The organism is Chitinibacter fontanus, assembly GCF_013423785.1.
GTDB lineage: Bacteria > Pseudomonadota > Gammaproteobacteria > Burkholderiales > Chitinibacteraceae > Chitinibacter > Chitinibacter fontanus.
Genome location: NZ_CP058952.1, coordinates 1563173 through 1581176, shown reverse-complemented (window position 1 = coordinate 1581176; position 18004 = coordinate 1563173). Strand labels below are relative to the sequence as shown.

Sequence of the window (18004 nt, the reverse complement as noted above, 5' to 3'; positions counted from 1 at the left end):
GCTCTAGAGCTTTTAATGATTGTTATATGTGGCAATACATGGCTAGTGTATTAGGGCGCGAGCGGATAGTCGTAGTCGACGATTAACGGCGCGTGATCGGAAAACTTTTCGTCTTTATAAATGCTCGCCGCCTTTGCGGTTGCTGCTAGCGCTGGCGTTGCAATTTGGTAATCAATCCGCCAACCGACATCTTTGGCATACGCCTGGCCGCGATTGCTCCACCACGTGTAGCCCGGCACATCTGGATACAGTGTGCGCCACGTATCAACCCACCCACTGCCGAGTAATTGGGTCATCCATGCGCGCTCTTCGGGCAGAAAACCGGAGTTTTTCAGATTGCCTTTCCAGTTTTTTAGGTCAATCTCATGGTGCGCGATATTCCAGTCGCCCATGATAATCACATCACGGCCTGATTCGCGTAGCTCATTGAGGCGCGGCCAGAACCGCTCCAAAAAGCTAAATTTGACGTCTTGCCGCTCTTCCGAAGACGAGCCCGATGGCAAATACAGCGAGACCACGGATAAATTGCCAAAGCGAACTTCGAGGTAACGACCTTCGGCGTCGATGTCTTCAATGCCGAGCCCGGTAATCACTTCGTCTGGTTTGCGGCGGCAATACAGGCCAACGCCGCTATAGCCTTTTTTCTCTGCGTAGTGGAAATAAGCATGAAACTCTGTCGGCGTATGCTCTGGCTTGATATCGGCCGCTTGCGCTTTTAACTCTTGCACCCCGACCACGTCGGCGTTTTGGCTGGCGAGCCAGTTGAAAAAACCTTTGGTGGTGGCGGAACGAATCCCATTCAAATTGGCAGAAATAATGCGCACGCGGCAAATCCTTGTTCAATCAATGCTATGCTTACGGTTATTGTGAAATTCAGCTTTAGGACTATCCCATGACCAACTTCCGTCAAGATTTCATCCGCTTTGCCGTTGAGCAGAAAGTACTCTGTTTTGGCGATTTTATCACCAAAGCTGGCCGTAACTCGCCGTACTTCTTCAACGCAGGTTTGTTTAGCGACGGAACGTCGGTCGGTGAGTTGGCGCGTTTCTATGCGCAAGCGGCACTGGCGTCTAAAGTTGAGTTTGATGTGCTGTTTGGGCCTGCCTATAAAGGCATTGTGTTGGCTTCAGCGACGGCTGTGGCATTAGCCAACGCCGGCCACAACGTACCGTTTGTGTTCAACCGTAAAGAAGCCAAAGATCACGGCGAAGGTGGTGTACTCGTTGGTGCCCCGCTCAAAGGCCGCGTAATGATTATTGATGATGTGATTTCGGCGGGTACTTCGGTACGTGAATCTGTGAATATGATTCGTGCTGCGGGCGCTGAACCGGCTGGTGTGCTGATTGCGCTCGATCGGATGGAGCGTGGTCAAGGCGACTTGTCGGCGGTGCAAGAAGTCGAGCAGCAATTCGGTATTCCGGTGATTCCTATTGCATCTTTGCAAGATTTGTTAGGTTTCCTTGCAGACCAAGAAGGAATGACTGAGAATCTGGCGAAAGTTCAGAATTATCGTGCCCAATACGGCATCCAACAGGGTTAGTGTCTATGCGTGACTGGCTGGTCTTGATTTTATTTGCAGCTTCATTTTCGACCGCACAGGCTGGTTTATACCGCTGGGTGGACGAAACGGGTAAAGTGCAATATAGCGATAAGCCGCCAGCCGGCCAAACCAAAGGTGGTGTGGCCGAGCTAGATAAATCTGGACGTGTACGCAATGCCAGCAGCAGTATGAGCGAAGCCGAGCGTGCTGCGTTACAGGCGCAAAAACAGAAAGAAATTGAGCAACGGCGGAAAGATCGTGCTTTGCTCCAGTCTTTTTCAACGCCTGAAGAAGTGGATATCTTGCGTGATCGGCAGATCGAGGCCTTGGGCGCTGCACAACAAACCAACCGTTTGCGCCTGCAAACCTTGCAGGAACGCCTCAACCGCCTCAATAAGCAAACTGAGCGCTTGGCTAAATCGAAAAAGCCGATTCCAAATGATTTGCAGACAGAAATTGATTTAAATCGAGATGAAATTAATTCAATTAATGAATCATTAGCACGGCAGGATCAGGAACTGATCCGCATTAAAGAAAAAGCCGAAGCCGATAAAGCACGCCTGATTCAATTGCGTCAGGTTAAACCTTAGCCGTTATACGGGTTTTAACTTGTTGGTGTGCCTAGCGCTTAATGGCACACTCCACCCACCCTTTTTTCGACGAATACATCATGACGACTGCAGCCTCTCCACGTATTGTTTTGGGAATTGATATCGGTGGTACAGGGATTAAAGGTGCCCCGGTCAATGTTGATACCGGCGAATTAGTGGCAGAACGCCACCGTATTGAAACCCCACAACCGGCGACACCGGAAGCCGTGGGTAAAGTGGTGAAGCAAATTGTTGAGCATTTTGACTGGAAAGGGCCGATTGGCTGTACCTTTCCGGCGATTGTGCACAATGGCGTGACCTTATCGGCCGCGAATGTCGATCAAAGCTGGATTAATGCTCCGGCGCAGAAAATATTGGGTGATGCCACAGGGTTGCCGCTGATTGTACTCAATGATGCCGATGCCGCAGGCTCTGCCGAGGTGATGTTTGGCGCTGCCAAAGGTCGGGGTGGCAAGATTATTGTGATTACCTTGGGTACTGGGATTGGTAGTGCCTTGATCGTGGATGGCAAGTTGATCACCAATACCGAGTTTGGTCATCTTATTTTCCCGAAAGATATGATTGCCGAAAAATACTGCTCGGCCAAAGTGAAAGAAGATAAAGACTTAAGCTGGAAAGAATATAACCCGCGCCTGAATGCCTATTTGGAGCATCTACAGCTATTGTTCTCGCCTGATTTGGTTATTGTGGGTGGTGGCGTGAGCAAGAAAGCCGAAAAATTCATTCCAGAAATGAAGAATCTACGTTTCGAGTTGGTTGCTGCATCACTCAAAAATGAAGCCGGCATTGTGGGCGCAGCACTGGAAGCAGCCAAACAATTTAATGTTTAAATGACGTATAGCCAGCTAAGTCTTTCTAAGACTGGCTTTTATCAATATACATCTAGCCTCGGCCAAGCCGGGGCTTTTGTTTTTATGTCGGAGCAGGGCCGAATTAAGATATTGAATTGGTGATGATTTTATTGCTAAGCATGGGGGTTATCACGAAGATAATGACCGTGGCATCTCGTCAAGACTGCAGCAAGTATTGGTTTTTGCGGGGCGTGATAGAAAACATTCTTGCTTACCCAAGTGCCTGTTTTGGCGTAGAATATTGCCCCTTTACCGCTGTTTGAGGCCGTGTGCCATGCTTTACCCTACTCGTTATGATGTGATTGTTGTTGGTGGTGGCCATGCTGGCACCGAAGCTGCGCTGGCTAGCGCGCGGATGGGGCGCAAAACTTTGCTGCTCACGCACAATATCGAGACCTTAGGGCAGATGAGCTGTAACCCATCGATTGGTGGTATCGGCAAAGGCCACTTGGTTAAGGAGGTCGACGCGCTAGGTGGCGCGATGGCGCTGGCGACCGATATGTCCGGCATCCAATTTAAAACCCTCAATTCCAGCAAAGGCCCTGCGGTGCGTGCAACTCGGGCGCAGGCTGACCGCGTGCGCTATAAAGCCGCGATTCGCCATATGCTGGAAAACCAAGAAAACCTCGATCTCTTCCAGCAAGCCGTTGACGATTTGATTTTGGATGGCGATAAAGTTGTTGGTGCGGTCACGCAAATCGGTATCGAGTTTCGCGCTAGCGCGGTGGTGCTGACGGCGGGTACTTTCCTTGGCGGCAAAATCCACGTTGGCCTTGAAAACCACGTCGGCGGTCGCGCGGGCGACCCCGCCTCAATCACCTTGTCGCAAAAATTACGCGAATTGCAATTGCCGGTGGGGCGCCTGAAAACCGGTACGCCGCCCCGTATTGATGGCCGCACAATCAATTTTGACGTGCTCGGCATTCAGCCGGGCGACACGCCGGAGCCGGTGTTTTCGCTGCGCGGCACGCGCGAGATGCACCCGAAACAACTGCCATGCTGGATCGCGCATACCAACTTAAAAACGCACGACATTATCCGCAGCGGTTTTGATCGCAGCCCGATGTTTACTGGCAAAATCGAAGGCGTGGGCCCGCGTTATTGCCCGAGTATCGAAGACAAAATCAATCGCTTTGCGGATAAAGAAAGCCATCAAATTTTCCTTGAGCCGGAGGGTTTGGATACCAACGAATTCTATCCAAATGGCATTTCGACCAGCTTGCCGTTTGATATTCAGCTCGCGGCTTTGCAGTCGATTGAAGGCTTGGAAAATGCACGCATTTTGCGTCCGGGCTATGCGATCGAGTACGATTATTTTGACCCGCGTGCGCTGAAAAACAGTTTTGAATCGAAAGCCATCAAAGGCTTATATTTTGCCGGTCAGATTAACGGCACCACCGGCTATGAAGAAGCCGCAGCGCAAGGTCTGTTTGCCGGCTTGAACGCGGCGCTGTACGCACGTGACGAAGTGCCGTGGTGCCCGGGTCGCGATGAGGCGTATCTGGGGGTATTGGTCGACGACCTAATCACCAAGGGCGTTACCGAACCATACCGTATGTTTACCAGCCGTGCCGAGTTCCGTTTGCAGCTGCGCGAAGACAACGCCGATTTGCGTTTGACTGAACACGGTCGCCGTCTTGGTTTGGTAGGCGATGAGCAATGGCAGCTATTTAGCGAAAAACGTGAGTCGATCGCAAAAGAGTTCGAGCGTCTGAAATCAACGTGGGTGAACCCGCGCATCTTGGCGGCCACTGAAGCCGAGCGCGTATTGGGCAAAGCCATTGAGCGTGAATATACGCTGGCCGAGCTGTTACGCCGCCCCGAAGTTAATTACGCCAGCTTAATGACGCTGGAAGTCGCTGGCCCCGGCGTTACCGATGAAAAAGTCGCTGAGCAAATCGAAATTCAAGTGAAATACCAAGGCTATATCGAGCGTCAGCAAGGCGAAGTGGCCAAGCGCGATACGCTGGAAGATGTGGCCCTGCCGGATGATTTTGATTTCACCCAAGTGCCCGGTTTGTCGAAAGAAATTCAACAAAAACTCAGTACACAACGTCCGCAAACGCTCGGTATTGCCTCGCGCATCTCTGGCGTGACGCCAGCGGCGATTGCGTTGTTGGTGGTATACATCAAGAAAAGCCGCATGGCGGCGGCAGCGGATGAATCGGCAGTAAAGGATGTGCAATGAGCGACGCAATGAATGGCTATTTGGGGACCATGCTGGCGCAAGGCTTGGCAGAAATGAATTTGCCGCTCGATGTTGCTCAGCAGAGCAAATTGCTGGCCTACGTGGCGTTGTTGCAAAAATGGAATAAAACCTACAGCCTGACGGCGATTCGTGAGCCTGAGCGCATGGTGACGCATCATCTGCTTGATTCGCTGGCGCCATTGAAATACCTGCCGGAAGGTGCATTACGCATGGTCGATGTGGGCTCGGGCTTTGGTACGCCGGGCATTCCATTTGCAATTGCACGCCCCGATTGGCAACTGACTTTGCTCGATTCCAACCATAAAAAAACGACCTTCTTGCGTCAGGCGATTCTGGAATTGCAATTGCCCAACGTCAGTATTATTACTGGCCGCGTTGAAGCGGTGGAGCCTGAGGCGAAGTTTGATGTGATTACCTCGCGCGCTTTTGCCGATTTGGGCGACTTTATTCGCTGGACGGAGCATCTGTTGGCTGATGGCGGTGAGTGGGCTGCGCTGAAAGGGGTATACCCTCATGAGGAAGTGGCAGGTTTGCCTGCGTCGGTATACGTCGATCATATTGATGCGCTGCAAGTGCCTGGCTTGGACGCTGAGCGGCATTTGGTGCATATCCGCAAGCAGGGCTAAGCAGGGCAAGTTGTTGCAGCGCGTCGATTTGCCATCAAAAAGCCGCGTTGTCCGAGTAAACTAGCAAATCGGTGAAGGCCTGAGCAAATAGAGAGTGGATTGATGAAAATATTGGCGATTGCGAATCAAAAAGGGGGCGTAGGTAAAACCACGACCGCCGTCAATTTGGCCGCGAGCCTTGCGCATTTGGGCAAGCGCGTGTTGCTGGTTGATCTCGATCCGCAGGCCAACGCCACGATGGGCTCGGGTATTGATAAGGCCAAGCTTCGCCACTCGGTGTATTCCTTATTAATCGGTGATTCAGACATTGGCCAAACCATTCAGCCTTCAGAGTCAGGTGGCTATGCCGTGCTGCCAGCTAGTCGAGATTTAGCGGGTGCCGAAGTGGAGTTGGTTGATGCCGAGGCGCGCGAAACCCGCTTGAAGACTGCGTTGCAGCAAGTGGCTGGGCAATATGACTTTATTATTCTTGATTGCCCGCCTGCGCTCAATTTGCTCACGCTCAATGGTTTGGTCGCTGCCGATGCCGTGATGATCCCGATGCAGTGCGAATATTATGCGCTTGAGGGGTTGTCTGATCTGGTCAATACGCTCAAACGCATTAAACAAAACCTCAATCGTAAAATTGAAATCGAAGGCTTATTGCGCACCATGTTTGATCCGCGTTCAACCTTGGCGCAGCAAGTGTCGGATCAACTGGTGAAGCATTTCACCAGCAAGCTGTATCACACTGTGATCCCGCGTAATGTGCGGCTGGCTGAAGCCCCCAGCTACGGGCGGCCGATTTTGGCTTACGATAAGTCATCCAAAGGCGCGCAAGCCTATCTGGCTTTGGCGGAAGAACTGCTGGCACGTCACGGCGCTCAGGAAGCAATGCCTGTGATGTAATTACTGCCAAGCCATGTATAGATTGGCTTAGCGGTAAATACCCTATTAAATCAATCATTGGAATCGCAATGGTCAGTAAAAAATTCAAAGGCTTGGGTCGTGGTCTGGATGCGCTTATGGGCGATCCAGCAGCAAGTGATGCGCTAAAAACGCTGGCAGTGACGGCCTTGCAGCCTGGTAAATATCAGCCGCGAACTTTGATGAATGAAGAAGCGCTGGAAGAGTTGGCTAATTCGATCCGCGCCCAAGGGCTAATGCAGCCGATTCTGGTGCGCGAAGTTGGGCTTGAGCAGTATGAAATTATTGCGGGTGAGCGCCGCTGGCGCGCGGCTCAATTGGCTGGCCTGACTGAAATACCGGCGCTGGTGCGTGAGATTGCTGACGAAGCTGCGTTGGCGATGGCGCTGATCGAAAATATCCAGCGTGAGAACCTCAACCCACTCGAAGAAGCTATTGGCATTCAGCGTTTGGTTGATGAATTTGGCCTCACGCAAGAAGCCGCAGCACATGCATTAGGCAAGTCGCGTTCGGCGGTAGCTAATCTACTGCGGTTGTTGAATCTGGAGCCTGCGGTGCGTGAAATGTTGCTTGCTGGGCAGTTGGATATGGGGCACGCCCGCGCCTTATTGCCACTGAACGCAGATCGCCAACTAGAGGCTGCTAGGCATGTCGTGCTCAAGGGCCTGTCGGTGCGTGAAGTAGAGGCGCTAGTGAAAAAGATGCAAGCAGAACCGCAGCAAAAAAAACCAGTGACGGTAGACCCACAAATAATTGCGCGTCAAGAGAACCTTTCTGCCCGATTGGGGACGAAGGTACAGATTCTGGCCGGAAAGAAAGGGCAGGGCAGAATTACGATTGAGTTTGAAAATGAAGCGCAATTAGACGCCTTGTTGGCGCGTATGTAAGTCTGGTGCGTTCGGCGCACCAAAATGTGGCGCCAATTCTGAATTGATGATTACTTGTTTAAAAAGAAAGGCTTTTCTTTTACCCGGTTAGCATCAAGTTGAAAAATAAATGCCGCTAAGTCAATGTGTAAAATTGACGTAGGGCAAATCTACTCCGTATAATCGCGGGGTTTCACTTACGGTGGAATGATGGTCAGGACAGCACAGATTCGGGGCGTGATTCGCTTGAAGGTGGCGATCACAGTGGTACTCGCTGTTGCGCTCCTACTGATTTTGGGTCAGAAAGCAGCAATTGCAAGTGGTTTAGGTGGATTAATCGCAATTTTGGGTAGTGTGTTGTACGCAACCATCGCCTACAGCGTGAAATTTGCCCCGGCAGCAGAAATTATGCGCCGCCATTTTGCGGCAGAAATGGCCAAGCTTTGTATGACGTTGCTCGCGTTTGCAGCGTTATTTGTTTTATACCGGCAGGCAGATTGGCTTTGGGTGTTTGTTGGATACCTGGCAGCTGCAAGCGCCTACTGGTTTGGGCTTTTAATTCAATTTGACGGTAAAAAGTAGATCATGGCACAAGATGCAACTAGTTATATCCAGCACCATTTGACCTTTGCCAAATCCGCCGGCGGCATCCACTTGGATACCTTCTGGATTGCGCTGATTTTGGGCTTTTTGTTTGTTGGTGTGTTTGCTTATGTGGCAAATAAAGCCACTTCAGGCGTGCCAGGTCGTTTGCAAAACTTCGTTGAATTGATTGTCGAAATGGTCGACACCCAGATCAAAGATGCTTTCCACGCTAAATCTAAAGTTATTGGCCCACTCAGCCTGACAATTTTCTGCTGGGTTTTCCTGATGAACAGCATGGACTTTTTGCCTGTTGATCTATTGCCAACAATTGCTCAATGGATCGGCGCTACATTCTTCGGTGCTGACCCACATCACGTTTACCTGCGTGTGGTGCCAACTGCTGACGTGAACCAAACTTTCGCGATGTCACTGACTGTGATGCTGCTGATTATCGGGTTCTCAATTTCTGCCAAAGGTCTGTTTGGCTGGATCAAAGAGCTATTCACTGCACCATTCCATGCTGAAGGCTTGGTGATGACGATTATCTTGTTGCCAGTGAACTTTGCATTCCAGCTGATCGAATTGGCAGCGAAGCCAATCTCTCTGGCGCTGCGTCTGTTCGGTAACATGTACGCTGGTGAGTTGATCTTCATCTTGATCGCATTGTTGCCATGGTGGATTAACTGGGTGCTGGGTGCGCCATGGGCAATCTTCCACATTCTGGTTGTTACGCTGCAAGCCTTCGTATTTATGATGTTGACCATCGTTTACCTGAGCTTGGCTGTCGAAGACCACTAAGATTTCTGTCCGGTGGCGTGTGTCGGTTGGGTGCACGACGTCGGACAAAGTTTTACCCAACCTAGTAAATTTTGATTTAACCCTTAGGAGTATCAAAAATGGCAACACCTGAAGTAATTGCTTCCGTACAAGGTATGACTGTAATCGCTGCTGCGATCATCATTGGTCTGGCTGCGATCGGTACCGCTCTCGGTTTCGCGATTCTCGGCGGTAAATTCCTCGAGTCTTCTGCTCGTCAACCAGAAATGATCCCAGTTTTGCAAACTAAACTGTTCATTATTGCTGGTCTGTTGGACGCGATCTCTATGATCGGCGTTGGTGTTGCGATGCTTTACACCTTCAACAACCCATTCCTTGCTGCCCTGACTGCTGCTGCTCACTAATCAATTGATCAGCCTTTAAGGAGGACATTCAGCGTGGAATTTAATATGTCTCTTGTAGGTCAGATGATCACATTTGCGATCCTGATCTTATTCACGATGAAGTTTGTTTGGCCTCCGCTGACCAAGATGATGGATGAGCGTGCCAAGCGCATCGCCGATGGCCTTGCCGCCGCTGATCGCGCAAAGCTTGATCTTGAGAATGCTGAGAAAAAATCAGCAGACAAACTGCGTGAAGCTAAGCAACAAGCAGCTGAGATCATTGCACAGGCTGAAAAGCGTGCTGCACAACTCGTCGATGAAGCCAAAGGTAATGCCAAAGTAGAAGGCGAACGCCTGATCGCTGGTGCCCAAGGTGAAATCGAGCAGCAAATTCAACATGCAAAAGAAACACTCCGTCAGCAAGTGGCTACTTTGGCCGTTGCTGGTGCTGAGAAGATTCTGCAGCGCGAAGTAGACGCTGCTAAGCATGCTGATATGCTGTCATCTATCAAAGCGGAATTGTAAGACAGTCATGGCAGAACTTATAACCGTCGCTAGACCCTACGCTGAAGCGGTATTCCGCTTGGCCAAAGAGAGCAATACCTTGTCTCTGTGGTCGGACGTGCTTGCTAACCTTGCGCAAATCGCAGGTGACAAGGATGCCCTTGACGTAGTGGCTAATCCAAAGTGTTCTGCTACTCAGGTTCAGGAGCTGTTGGTCGGGCTCCTGGGCGTTGATGCTAACGCAGAGGTTAAAAACTTCCTGGCAACAGTGATTGAGAATCGTCGCTTTACTACCCTACCGGCAGTGGCGGCGTTATTCGAAGAACTGAAAGCGGCAGACGAAGGTGTAGCGCAAGCGCACATCGAGTCTGCTTTTGCTGTGACTGATGCCCAACTGGCCGAACTGACGGCTACGCTCAATCAGCAACTCAAGCGCAAGATCACTGCCGATGTTAGCGTGAACCCCGATTTGATCGGTGGTATCAAGGTAACAATCGGTGATCTGGTTATTGATGCCTCTGTACGCGGCAAATTAACTGCTCTTGCAACGAGCCTGAAGAGTTAGGAGAAATCATGCAACTTAATCCGTCCGAAATCAGTGAACTGATTAAAGCTCGGATCCAGAATCTGCCGCAAGGCGCACAGTCCAGCACTACTGGTACTGTTGTGTCAGTAACTGACGGTATCGTGCGTGTGCACGGCCTGTCTGAAGTTATGCAAGGCGAGATGCTGGAATTTCCGGGTAATACCTTCGGTTTGGCGCTCAACTTGGAGCGTGATTCCGTAGGTGCCGTAATTTTGGGTGACTACAAACACATCGCCGAAGGCGATGAGGTTAAATGTACTGGCCGCATTCTGGAAGTTCCAGTAGGTCGTGAGTTGGTTGGCCGCGTTGTAAACGCGTTGGGTCAGCCTATCGACGGTAAAGGTCCTTTGGGCACTACCGAATCAGCTCCGATCGAAAAAATTGCGCCAGGCGTAATTGCTCGTCAATCTGTATCGCAACCACTGCAAACCGGTATTAAATCAATCGATACGATGGTTCCAGTAGGTCGTGGTCAGCGTGAGTTGATCATTGGTGACCGTCAAACCGGTAAAACTGCCGTTGCATTGGACGCGATCATCAACCAGAAAGGCACCGGCGTAACGTGTATCTACGTTGCGATCGGCCAGAAAGCTTCTTCGATTGCGAACGTGGTTCGTAAATTGGAAGAGCACGGCGCATTGGCACACACGATCGTGGTTGCTGCTGCCGCTTCTGAATCTGCTGCTCTGCAATACATCGCTGCATACTCTGGTTGCACGATGGGTGAATTCTTCCGCGATCGCGGTGAAGACGCATTGATCGTTTACGATGATTTGTCTAAGCAAGCTGTTGCTTACCGTCAAATTTCATTGTTGCTGCGTCGTCCACCAGGTCGTGAAGCATTCCCTGGCGACGTATTCTATCTCCACTCTCGTCTGCTGGAACGTGCTGCACGTATCAATGAAGTCGAAGTTGAGAAATTGACTAACGGCGCTGTGAAAGGCAAAACTGGTTCTTTGACTGCATTGCCTATCATTGAAACCCAAGCTGGTGACGTTTCTGCATTCGTACCAACCAACGTAATTTCGATTACTGACGGTCAGATCTTCTTGGAAACTGACTTGTTCAACGCGGGTATTCGCCCAGCGATGAACGCGGGTATTTCGGTATCACGTGTAGGTGGCGCGGCGCAAACTAAAGTCATCAAGAAATTGGGTGGCGGTGTACGTCTGGCTCTGGCTCAGTACCGTGAATTGGCAGCATTTGCTCAGTTCGCGTCTGATTTGGACGAAGCGACTCGTAAACAGTTGGAAAACGGTAAGTTGGTGACTGAGTTGATGAAACAAGCTCAGTACAGCCCACTGAAAGTCGGCGAATTGGGCGTGACCCTGTTGCTGATCAACAAAGGCGTATTTGCTGATGTTGCAGTTGACCGTGCTCTGGCATTCGAAGCTGCTTTCCTGAGCCACCTCAAGGCAAACCACGCTGATGTATTGGCGCGCATCGATGAGAAAGGTGAACTTTCTTCTGATGATGAAGCTGCAATCCTGAAAGCTGCGGAATCCTTCAAGGCCGGCGCTGCTTACTGATTTGAGACGTAGATAAAAGGATCAGATCATGGCAGGCGGTAAAGAGATTCGTACCAAGATCAAAAGCGTAAAAAATACGCAGAAGATCACCCGCGCCATGGAAATGGTTGCCACGTCGAAAATGCGCAAGGCTCAGGAACGTATGAAGGCTGCTCGTCCTTACGGTGAAAAAATCCGTAATGTAGCAGCCCACCTGAGCCAAGCTCTTGTCGACTATCAGCACCCATATCTCCAAAAGCGCGACACCGTCAAACGGGTTGGCCTGATTATGGTGACCTCAGACAAAGGCTTGTGTGGTGGTTTGAACACCAACGCGCTGCGTCTGGCTTTCAATAATGTGAAAGAACTGCACCAAAAAGGCGTTGAGACGGTTGTAACTGCAATCGGCAATAAGGGTTATGGGTTTATGAACCGCAATGGCGCGAAGGTAATTTCTTCCGTTGTTGGTCTTGGTGATACCCCACACCTGGAACAGCTGATTGGCCCGATCAAAGTAATGATCGATGCTTATATTGCTGGTGAAGTGGATGAAGTTCATATCGCTTACACACGTTTCGTCAACACGATGAAACAAGAGCCAGTGCTAGAGCAATTGTTGCCACTTGCGAGCGAAGCATTTGAGCCGGCTAAAAAGCCTGCGCGTACTCATAACTGGGAATACCTGTATGAGCCAGATGCAAAAACTGTGATTGATGACTTGATGAACCGCTATATCGAAGCACTGGTTTACCAGTCTGTAGCGGAAAACATGGCATCAGAAAATGCAGCTCGTATGGTCGCAATGAAGGCCGCAACCGATAACGCTGACAAGGTAATCGGCTCCCTGCAACTGCTGTACAACAAAACGCGTCAAGCTGCGATTACGAAAGAGCTTTCGGAAATCGTATCTGGTGCTGCAGCAGTTTAATGGGCCCTGACGGATTAACTGGATTAGGAAAAACGATGAGCCAAGGTAAAATCGTACAAATCATTGGACCAGTTGTTGACGTGCAATTTCCACGCGACAACCTGCCCAAGGTGTATGACGCGCTCAAACTAGTTGGCACAGACCTGACGCTGGAAGTTCAGCAGCAGCTCGGTGACGGCGTAGTGCGCGCCATTGCCATGGGTACTACCGATGGTATTAAACGTGGTACTAGCGTAACAAATACAGGCGCGCCGATTTCGGTTCCTGTAGGTAAAGCAACGCTGGGCCGTATTATGGATGTATTGGGCAACCCAATCGACGAAGCGGGTCCTGTGAACGCCGAGGCAACTCGTGCTATTCACCAAACTGCGCCTAAGTTTGATGAGTTGAACCAAAGCATTGACCTCTTGGAAACTGGTATCAAGGTAATTGACTTGGTATGCCCGTTCGCCAAGGGTGGTAAAGTTGGTCTGTTTGGTGGTGCCGGTGTAGGCAAAACCGTAAACATGATGGAATTGATCAACAACATCGCTAAAGCGCACAGCGGTTTGTCTGTGTTCGCTGGTGTAGGTGAGCGTACTCGTGAGGGTAACGACTTCTACCACGAAATGAAGGACTCTAACGTTCTTGATAAAGTGGCGATGGTTTATGGTCAGATGAATGAGCCTCCTGGCAACCGTTTGCGCGTAGCGTTGACTGGTTTGTCGATCGCGGAACACTTCCGTGATGAAGGCCGTGACATCCTGTTCTTCGTAGACAACATCTACCGTTACACATTGGCCGGTACTGAAGTTTCCGCTCTGTTGGGCCGTATGCCTTCAGCGGTAGGTTACCAGCCAACATTGGCTGAAGAGATGGGTGCTCTGCAAGAGCGTATCACTTCAACCAAAACTGGTTCGATTACATCGATTCAAGCCGTATACGTACCTGCGGATGACTTGACTGACCCGTCTCCAGCTACAACATTCGCTCACTTGGACGCGACTGTCGTATTGAGCCGTGATATTGCGTCTCTGGGTATCTACCCTGCGGTAGATCCACTGGATTCGACTTCACGTCAGCTGGATCCACAAGTGGTTGGTGAAGAGCACTACACCGTTGCACGTGGTGTTCAGTCTACCCTGCAAAAGTACAAAGAATTGCAAGACATTATCGCGATTCTGGGTATGGACGAATTGTCTCCTGAAGACAAACTGGCCGTATCACGTGCTCGTAAGATCCAGCGTTTCTTGTCACAACCGTTCCACGTGGCCGAAGTGTTCACTGGTTCTCCAGGCAAGTACGTTCCGCTCAAAGAAACCCTCAAGGGCTTCAAGGGCATCTTGAATGGCGATTACGATCACCTCCCAGAGCAAGCCTTCTACATGGTTGGCGGCATCGAAGAAGCGATCGAAAAAGCCAAATCAATGCAATAAGGGGTTAAGCTATGGCCATGACCATGCATGTGGACGTAGTTAGCGCTGAAGAGCTGATCTACTCTGGTACCGCTGAGTTCATCTCTGCGCCTGCCGACAAGGGTGAGATCGGTATCTTGCCGCGGCACGCGCCGCTGTTGACCCGCATTCGCCCGGGCGCGATCCGTATCAAGATCGCTAACTCGAACGAAGATGATGTCATTCTGTTTGTTTCAGGTGGCATGCTCGAAGTTCAGCCGGATGTGGTAACGGTATTGGCCGACACTGCGATTCGTGGTGCAGACATCGATGAAGCCAAAGCGCAAGAAGCAAAGCGCAAGGCAGAGGAAGCGTTGCGCAATCACGCTTCTACGATGGACTTTGCCATGGCGCAGGCCGAATTGGTCGAAGCAGTTGCAAAACTTGCTGTCATCGACAAGATCAAACGGCGCGGCCACTAATCATCGCTTTACGATGGTTTTGCACTAAACAAAAAACCAGCCTACGGGCTGGTTTTTTTATTTTGATGGGTATATGCAGCTATACAAGATTTTGATTGATCTTCTTCTGGATACCCTAGAGATGGCTATTGGTTTAATCGACGAACAAAGTGCAGATGCCCCATTTCACGCTGATAGCCCATTTTCTGATACAAACGGTGTGCATTGACGTTTTCTGGTGAGGTTTGCATCGTGAGCATCCCGACCCCAATAGCTTTGGCTTCGCGTTCTACGTGGGCCAGCAGCGCCGCACCAATCTTCTGTCCGCGCAGCTCTGGTAGTACAAACAAATCATTCAATACCCAGCAGCGGCACAGGCTCATTGATGAAAAGCTCTCAAAAACCTGAGTAAAGCCGATGGCTTTCCCTGCCGTGTCACGCACCAAATATAGGCGAGAGTCGCTTTGTACTAAGCGCTGGGATAAAAACGCTCGTGCCTCTTCGGTATCTTGTGAATAGCTGGCGTAGCGCAGCGAGGTATCAATATAAAATTGACGATAGGCGTTAAATAACGGCGCTAGATCATCAAGATCTAGAATTCCGGCATTTGAAATCGCAAAAGTGGCTTCTGGCATGGTCTCGGCTAGCACGGTGGTCTCAATGATTAGGGTTAACGCTTACTTTATGTTACAAAAAAACCGAGCACGTGGCTCGGTTTTAGTTTTGGGTGTTGTAAATCGAAATGTTGTAAGGCTCAAATTCCGTCTTGAGGGTTATTCAATTGAAGGCGAGATTCTAGATCCGCTACGCGTGCTTCAAGCTGGGTAAGTGTTTCGCGAGTGCGTGCGAGCACTTCCTGCTGAATTTCAAATTCTTCGCGTGTCACTAAATCCAATTTGGTGAATGCACTTCCCATCATGGCACGCACATTTTTTTCCATGTCTTTCGCTGGGCTAGAAGCAATCGCATCAGAAATTTTGCCGGCAATTTCATCAAAAAACTTATCTTTCAGCATGACGTACTCCTTACGGTCATTGGTTGATGCTGCTGTATATGAGTTTAGCAGATCGCAGAAAGTTGCATGGTGCGGATTGATGCACCTAAATGGTGCTTGCTTGTTTGCGGCCTTTTGTAGCTTGTATCAATTTAGTGCTTTGTGCCTATGAATTCATCATAAACAGATGAATTTGTGCGATTTTTTCAGTTGGCACGCTTAATGCTAATAACAAAACGTCCAACAATAATTTCCTAATCAAGGAGCAAGCCATGAAATTTGTTACTGCGATTATTAAGCCCTTCAAGCTTGATGAAGTGCGTGAAGCTTTATCCGAAATTGGTGTGCAAGGTTTGACCGTCACCGAAGTAAAAGGTTTTGGTCGGCAAAAAGGCCACACCGAGTTATATCGTGGCGCTGAATACGTCGTTGATTTCTTACCTAAGGTAAAAATCGAAATCGCGATTGCGGACGAGATGCTTGATCAGGCGATCGAAGCCATTGAAAAGGCCGCCCACACTGGCAAGATTGGCGATGGCAAAATTTTTGTCTTCGATCTAGCCCATATTGTGCGCATTCGTACCAGCGAGACTGGCGAAGCTGCGATTTAAGATTCAGCATACTGGAGAGAGCGAAATGAAAAAAATACTAAGTTCACTGGCGCTACTGGGTGCCATGTTATTTGCGGCACCGAGCTTTGCCGAGGAAACTGCCAGTGCAGTAGATGCATCGGCAGCGGCAGTAGTAGCCAGCGAAGTTAAAGCTGAGCTTGCATCTGCGATGGCAAGTGCACCAATTGCATCGACAGTCGAGGCGAGCACAAGCGCGGTTGCGGCACCAGTAATTACGATCAACAAAGGCGATAACACATGGTTATTTGTGGCGACTGCGTTGGTGATTTTGATGTCAATTCCCGGTTTAGCATTGTTCTACGGTGGTCTGGTGCGCAGCAAAAATATGCTGTCGGTACTCATGCAAGTCTTTACGCTGTTTAGCCTGATCTCGATTCTGTGGGTCGTATATGGCTACAGTGTGGCGTTTACCGAAGGCAATGCATTCTTTGGATCGCTGTCCAAAGTAATGCTCAAAGGTGTGACGCCAGACTCAATTGCTGCCACCTTCAATAAAGGCATTGGCATTTCTGAATTGATCTACATCGCCTTCCAGGGCGCCTTTGCAGCCATCACGTGCGGTCTGATCGTGGGCTCGTTTGCAGAGCGCATCAAATTCTCAGCCGTACTGGTGTTCTGCGTGATTTGGTTTACTTTCAGCTACCTGCCAATTGCGCATATGGTTTGGTACTGGGCTGGCCCGGATGCCTACATCAATGCGGCAGCGGCAGAAGCTGCGACTAAAACTGCGGGTTATCTGTTCCAAGACGGTGCGCTGGATTTTGCCGGTGGTACTGTGGTCCATATTAATGCTGCGGTTGCGGGTTTGGTTGGTTCGTACTTTGTGGGTAAACGTATCGGTTACGGTCGCGACCCAATGACACCACATAGCCTGACCATGACGATGATTGGTGCGTCATTGCTTTGGTTTGGCTGGTTTGGTTTCAACGCCGGCTCTGCGCTTGAAGCAAATGGCACTGCGGCACTCGCCTTCGTGAATACTTGGGTCGCTCCGGCAGCGGCAGCAATGAGCTGGTTGATCGCTGAGTGGATCTTAAAAGGTAAGCCATCTCTATTGGGTGCTGCATCTGGCGCGGTAGCAGGCTTGGTGGTGATTACCCCTGCGGCTGGTTTTGTCGGCGTGGGTGGTGGTTTGGTGATGGGCTTGATCGCAGGTGTGGCTGGCTTGTGGGGTGTACATGGCTTGAAACGACTGCTCGGTGCGGATGATTCACTCGATGTGTTTGGTGTGCATGGCGTGTGCGGTATCTTGGGCGCTATTCTAACCGGTGTGTTTGCCAGCCCAGATCTCGGTGGTACTGGCGTGTGGGATTATGTTGCTAATGGCGTTGCTTCGGGTTACAGCATTGCAGCGCAAGTCAAAATCCAAACGATTGGCGTACTAGTTACCATCGCATGGTCAGGTGTGGTTGCCGCAATTGCTTATAAATTGGTTGATCTGACAATCGGTCTGCGTGTGAAAGAAGACGAAGAGCGTGAAGGTTTGGATGTAACTAGCCATGGTGAGAAAGCTTATAACCTGTAATTAATCGTGGTTGTTCCTGTGTACTTGTCACCGAGTACATTTTACAAGCCCACCCATCTCACGATGCGGTGGGCTTTTTTTCAGCAAGCCTGACGTAATTTGCTACATTTAAGTACTATCTCGCACAAATAAGAGTCAG

At 50.1% G+C, this 18004-nt stretch carries 21 protein-coding genes; 18 read left to right on the top strand and 3 right to left on the bottom strand.

Annotated features, from left to right (window positions below; genetic code table 11):
* Window positions 1-50 precede the first annotated feature (50 nt).
* Window positions 51-824 carry an exodeoxyribonuclease III gene (locus tag HZU75_RS07305; RefSeq protein ID WP_180308473.1) on the bottom strand — a complete coding sequence of 258 codons (774 nt, stop codon included), beginning with the start codon at window positions 822-824 and terminating at the stop codon, window positions 51-53.
* Between the two features lie 68 nt (window positions 825-892).
* Between HZU75_RS07305 and pyrE the strand changes: the two genes are divergently transcribed.
* The 16 genes from pyrE to HZU75_RS07225 all read left to right on the top strand — a co-directional run bounded on the left by pyrE (window position 893) and on the right by HZU75_RS07225 (window position 14735).
* Complete coding sequence (gene pyrE / locus HZU75_RS07300) at window positions 893-1540, top strand: orotate phosphoribosyltransferase (RefSeq protein ID WP_180308472.1); 648 nt, start codon at window positions 893-895, stop codon at window positions 1538-1540.
* A gap of 5 nt (window positions 1541-1545) precedes the next feature.
* Window positions 1546-2130: a DUF4124 domain-containing protein gene (locus tag HZU75_RS07295; protein ID WP_180308471.1), complete on the top strand. Its 585-nt coding sequence runs from the start codon at window positions 1546-1548 to the stop codon at window positions 2128-2130.
* An 80-nt stretch (window positions 2131-2210) separates the two neighbouring features.
* Window positions 2211-2981: a polyphosphate--glucose phosphotransferase gene (ppgK, locus tag HZU75_RS07290; RefSeq protein WP_180308470.1), complete on the top strand. Its 771-nt coding sequence runs from the start codon at window positions 2211-2213 to the stop codon at window positions 2979-2981.
* Between the two features lie 295 nt (window positions 2982-3276).
* Window positions 3277-5190: a tRNA uridine-5-carboxymethylaminomethyl(34) synthesis enzyme MnmG gene (gene mnmG, locus HZU75_RS07285; RefSeq protein ID WP_180308469.1), complete on the top strand. Its 1914-nt coding sequence runs from the start codon at window positions 3277-3279 to the stop codon at window positions 5188-5190.
* On the top strand, window positions 5187-5837 hold the full coding sequence (gene rsmG / locus HZU75_RS07280; protein WP_373279641.1) for a 16S rRNA (guanine(527)-N(7))-methyltransferase RsmG: 651 nt from the start codon (window positions 5187-5189) through the stop codon (window positions 5835-5837). The genes mnmG and rsmG overlap by 4 nt, the downstream gene beginning before the upstream one ends.
* A 102-nt stretch (window positions 5838-5939) precedes the next feature.
* Complete coding sequence (locus tag HZU75_RS07275) at window positions 5940-6725, top strand: ParA family protein (protein ID WP_308419456.1); 786 nt, start codon at window positions 5940-5942, stop codon at window positions 6723-6725.
* Window positions 6726-6793: 68 nt separating this feature from the next.
* Window positions 6794-7630, top strand: coding sequence for a ParB/RepB/Spo0J family partition protein (locus tag HZU75_RS07270; RefSeq protein ID WP_180308467.1), 837 nt, complete (start codon window positions 6794-6796; stop codon window positions 7628-7630).
* A 186-nt stretch (window positions 7631-7816) separates the two neighbouring features.
* A complete protein-coding gene (locus tag HZU75_RS07265; protein WP_308419455.1) occupies window positions 7817-8191 on the top strand; it encodes an ATP synthase subunit I in 375 nt (124 codons plus the stop codon).
* A 3-nt stretch (window positions 8192-8194) separates the two neighbouring features.
* Window positions 8195-8992 carry a F0F1 ATP synthase subunit A gene (gene atpB, locus HZU75_RS07260; protein ID WP_180308465.1) on the top strand — a complete coding sequence of 266 codons (798 nt, stop codon included), beginning with the start codon at window positions 8195-8197 and terminating at the stop codon, window positions 8990-8992.
* Between the two features lie 98 nt (window positions 8993-9090).
* Window positions 9091-9375: a F0F1 ATP synthase subunit C gene (gene atpE, locus HZU75_RS07255; RefSeq protein ID WP_179355872.1), complete on the top strand. Its 285-nt coding sequence runs from the start codon at window positions 9091-9093 to the stop codon at window positions 9373-9375.
* A gap of 33 nt (window positions 9376-9408) precedes the next feature.
* Window positions 9409-9879, top strand: a complete 471-nt coding sequence (locus tag HZU75_RS07250; protein WP_180308464.1) for a F0F1 ATP synthase subunit B — start codon at window positions 9409-9411, stop codon at window positions 9877-9879.
* Between the two features lie 7 nt (window positions 9880-9886).
* Window positions 9887-10423 (top strand): F0F1 ATP synthase subunit delta, encoded by a 537-nt coding sequence (locus tag HZU75_RS07245; RefSeq protein WP_180308463.1) that lies wholly within the window; start codon window positions 9887-9889, stop codon window positions 10421-10423.
* A gap of 8 nt (window positions 10424-10431) precedes the next feature.
* Window positions 10432-11973 carry a F0F1 ATP synthase subunit alpha gene (gene atpA, locus HZU75_RS07240; RefSeq protein WP_180308462.1) on the top strand — a complete coding sequence of 514 codons (1542 nt, stop codon included), beginning with the start codon at window positions 10432-10434 and terminating at the stop codon, window positions 11971-11973.
* Between the two features lie 28 nt (window positions 11974-12001).
* A complete protein-coding gene (atpG, locus tag HZU75_RS07235) occupies window positions 12002-12880 on the top strand; it encodes a F0F1 ATP synthase subunit gamma (protein WP_180308461.1) in 879 nt (292 codons plus the stop codon).
* A gap of 35 nt (window positions 12881-12915) precedes the next feature.
* Window positions 12916-14295, top strand: a complete 1380-nt coding sequence (atpD, locus tag HZU75_RS07230) for a F0F1 ATP synthase subunit beta (RefSeq protein ID WP_180308460.1) — start codon at window positions 12916-12918, stop codon at window positions 14293-14295.
* Window positions 14296-14306: 11 nt separating this feature from the next.
* Window positions 14307-14735, top strand: a complete 429-nt coding sequence (locus HZU75_RS07225) for a F0F1 ATP synthase subunit epsilon (protein ID WP_180308459.1) — start codon at window positions 14307-14309, stop codon at window positions 14733-14735.
* Between the two features lie 125 nt (window positions 14736-14860).
* Here the strand turns inward: HZU75_RS07225 and HZU75_RS07220 are convergent, their stop codons facing one another.
* The gene (locus tag HZU75_RS07220) at window positions 14861-15349 is read right to left on the bottom strand and encodes a GNAT family N-acetyltransferase (RefSeq protein ID WP_180308458.1); all 489 of its coding nucleotides are present in this window, start codon (window positions 15347-15349) and stop codon (window positions 14861-14863) included.
* A gap of 119 nt (window positions 15350-15468) precedes the next feature.
* Entirely contained in the window at window positions 15469-15729 is a 261-nt protein-coding gene (locus HZU75_RS07215; protein ID WP_180308457.1) for an accessory factor UbiK family protein, read from the bottom strand.
* Window positions 15730-15980: 251 nt separating this feature from the next.
* Between HZU75_RS07215 and glnK the strand changes: the two genes are divergently transcribed.
* Window positions 15981-16319, top strand: a complete 339-nt coding sequence (glnK, locus tag HZU75_RS07210; protein WP_180308456.1) for a P-II family nitrogen regulator — start codon at window positions 15981-15983, stop codon at window positions 16317-16319.
* A gap of 25 nt (window positions 16320-16344) precedes the next feature.
* Window positions 16345-17865, top strand: a complete 1521-nt coding sequence (amt, locus tag HZU75_RS07205; RefSeq protein WP_228028229.1) for an ammonium transporter — start codon at window positions 16345-16347, stop codon at window positions 17863-17865.
* Window positions 17866-18004 lie beyond the last annotated feature (139 nt).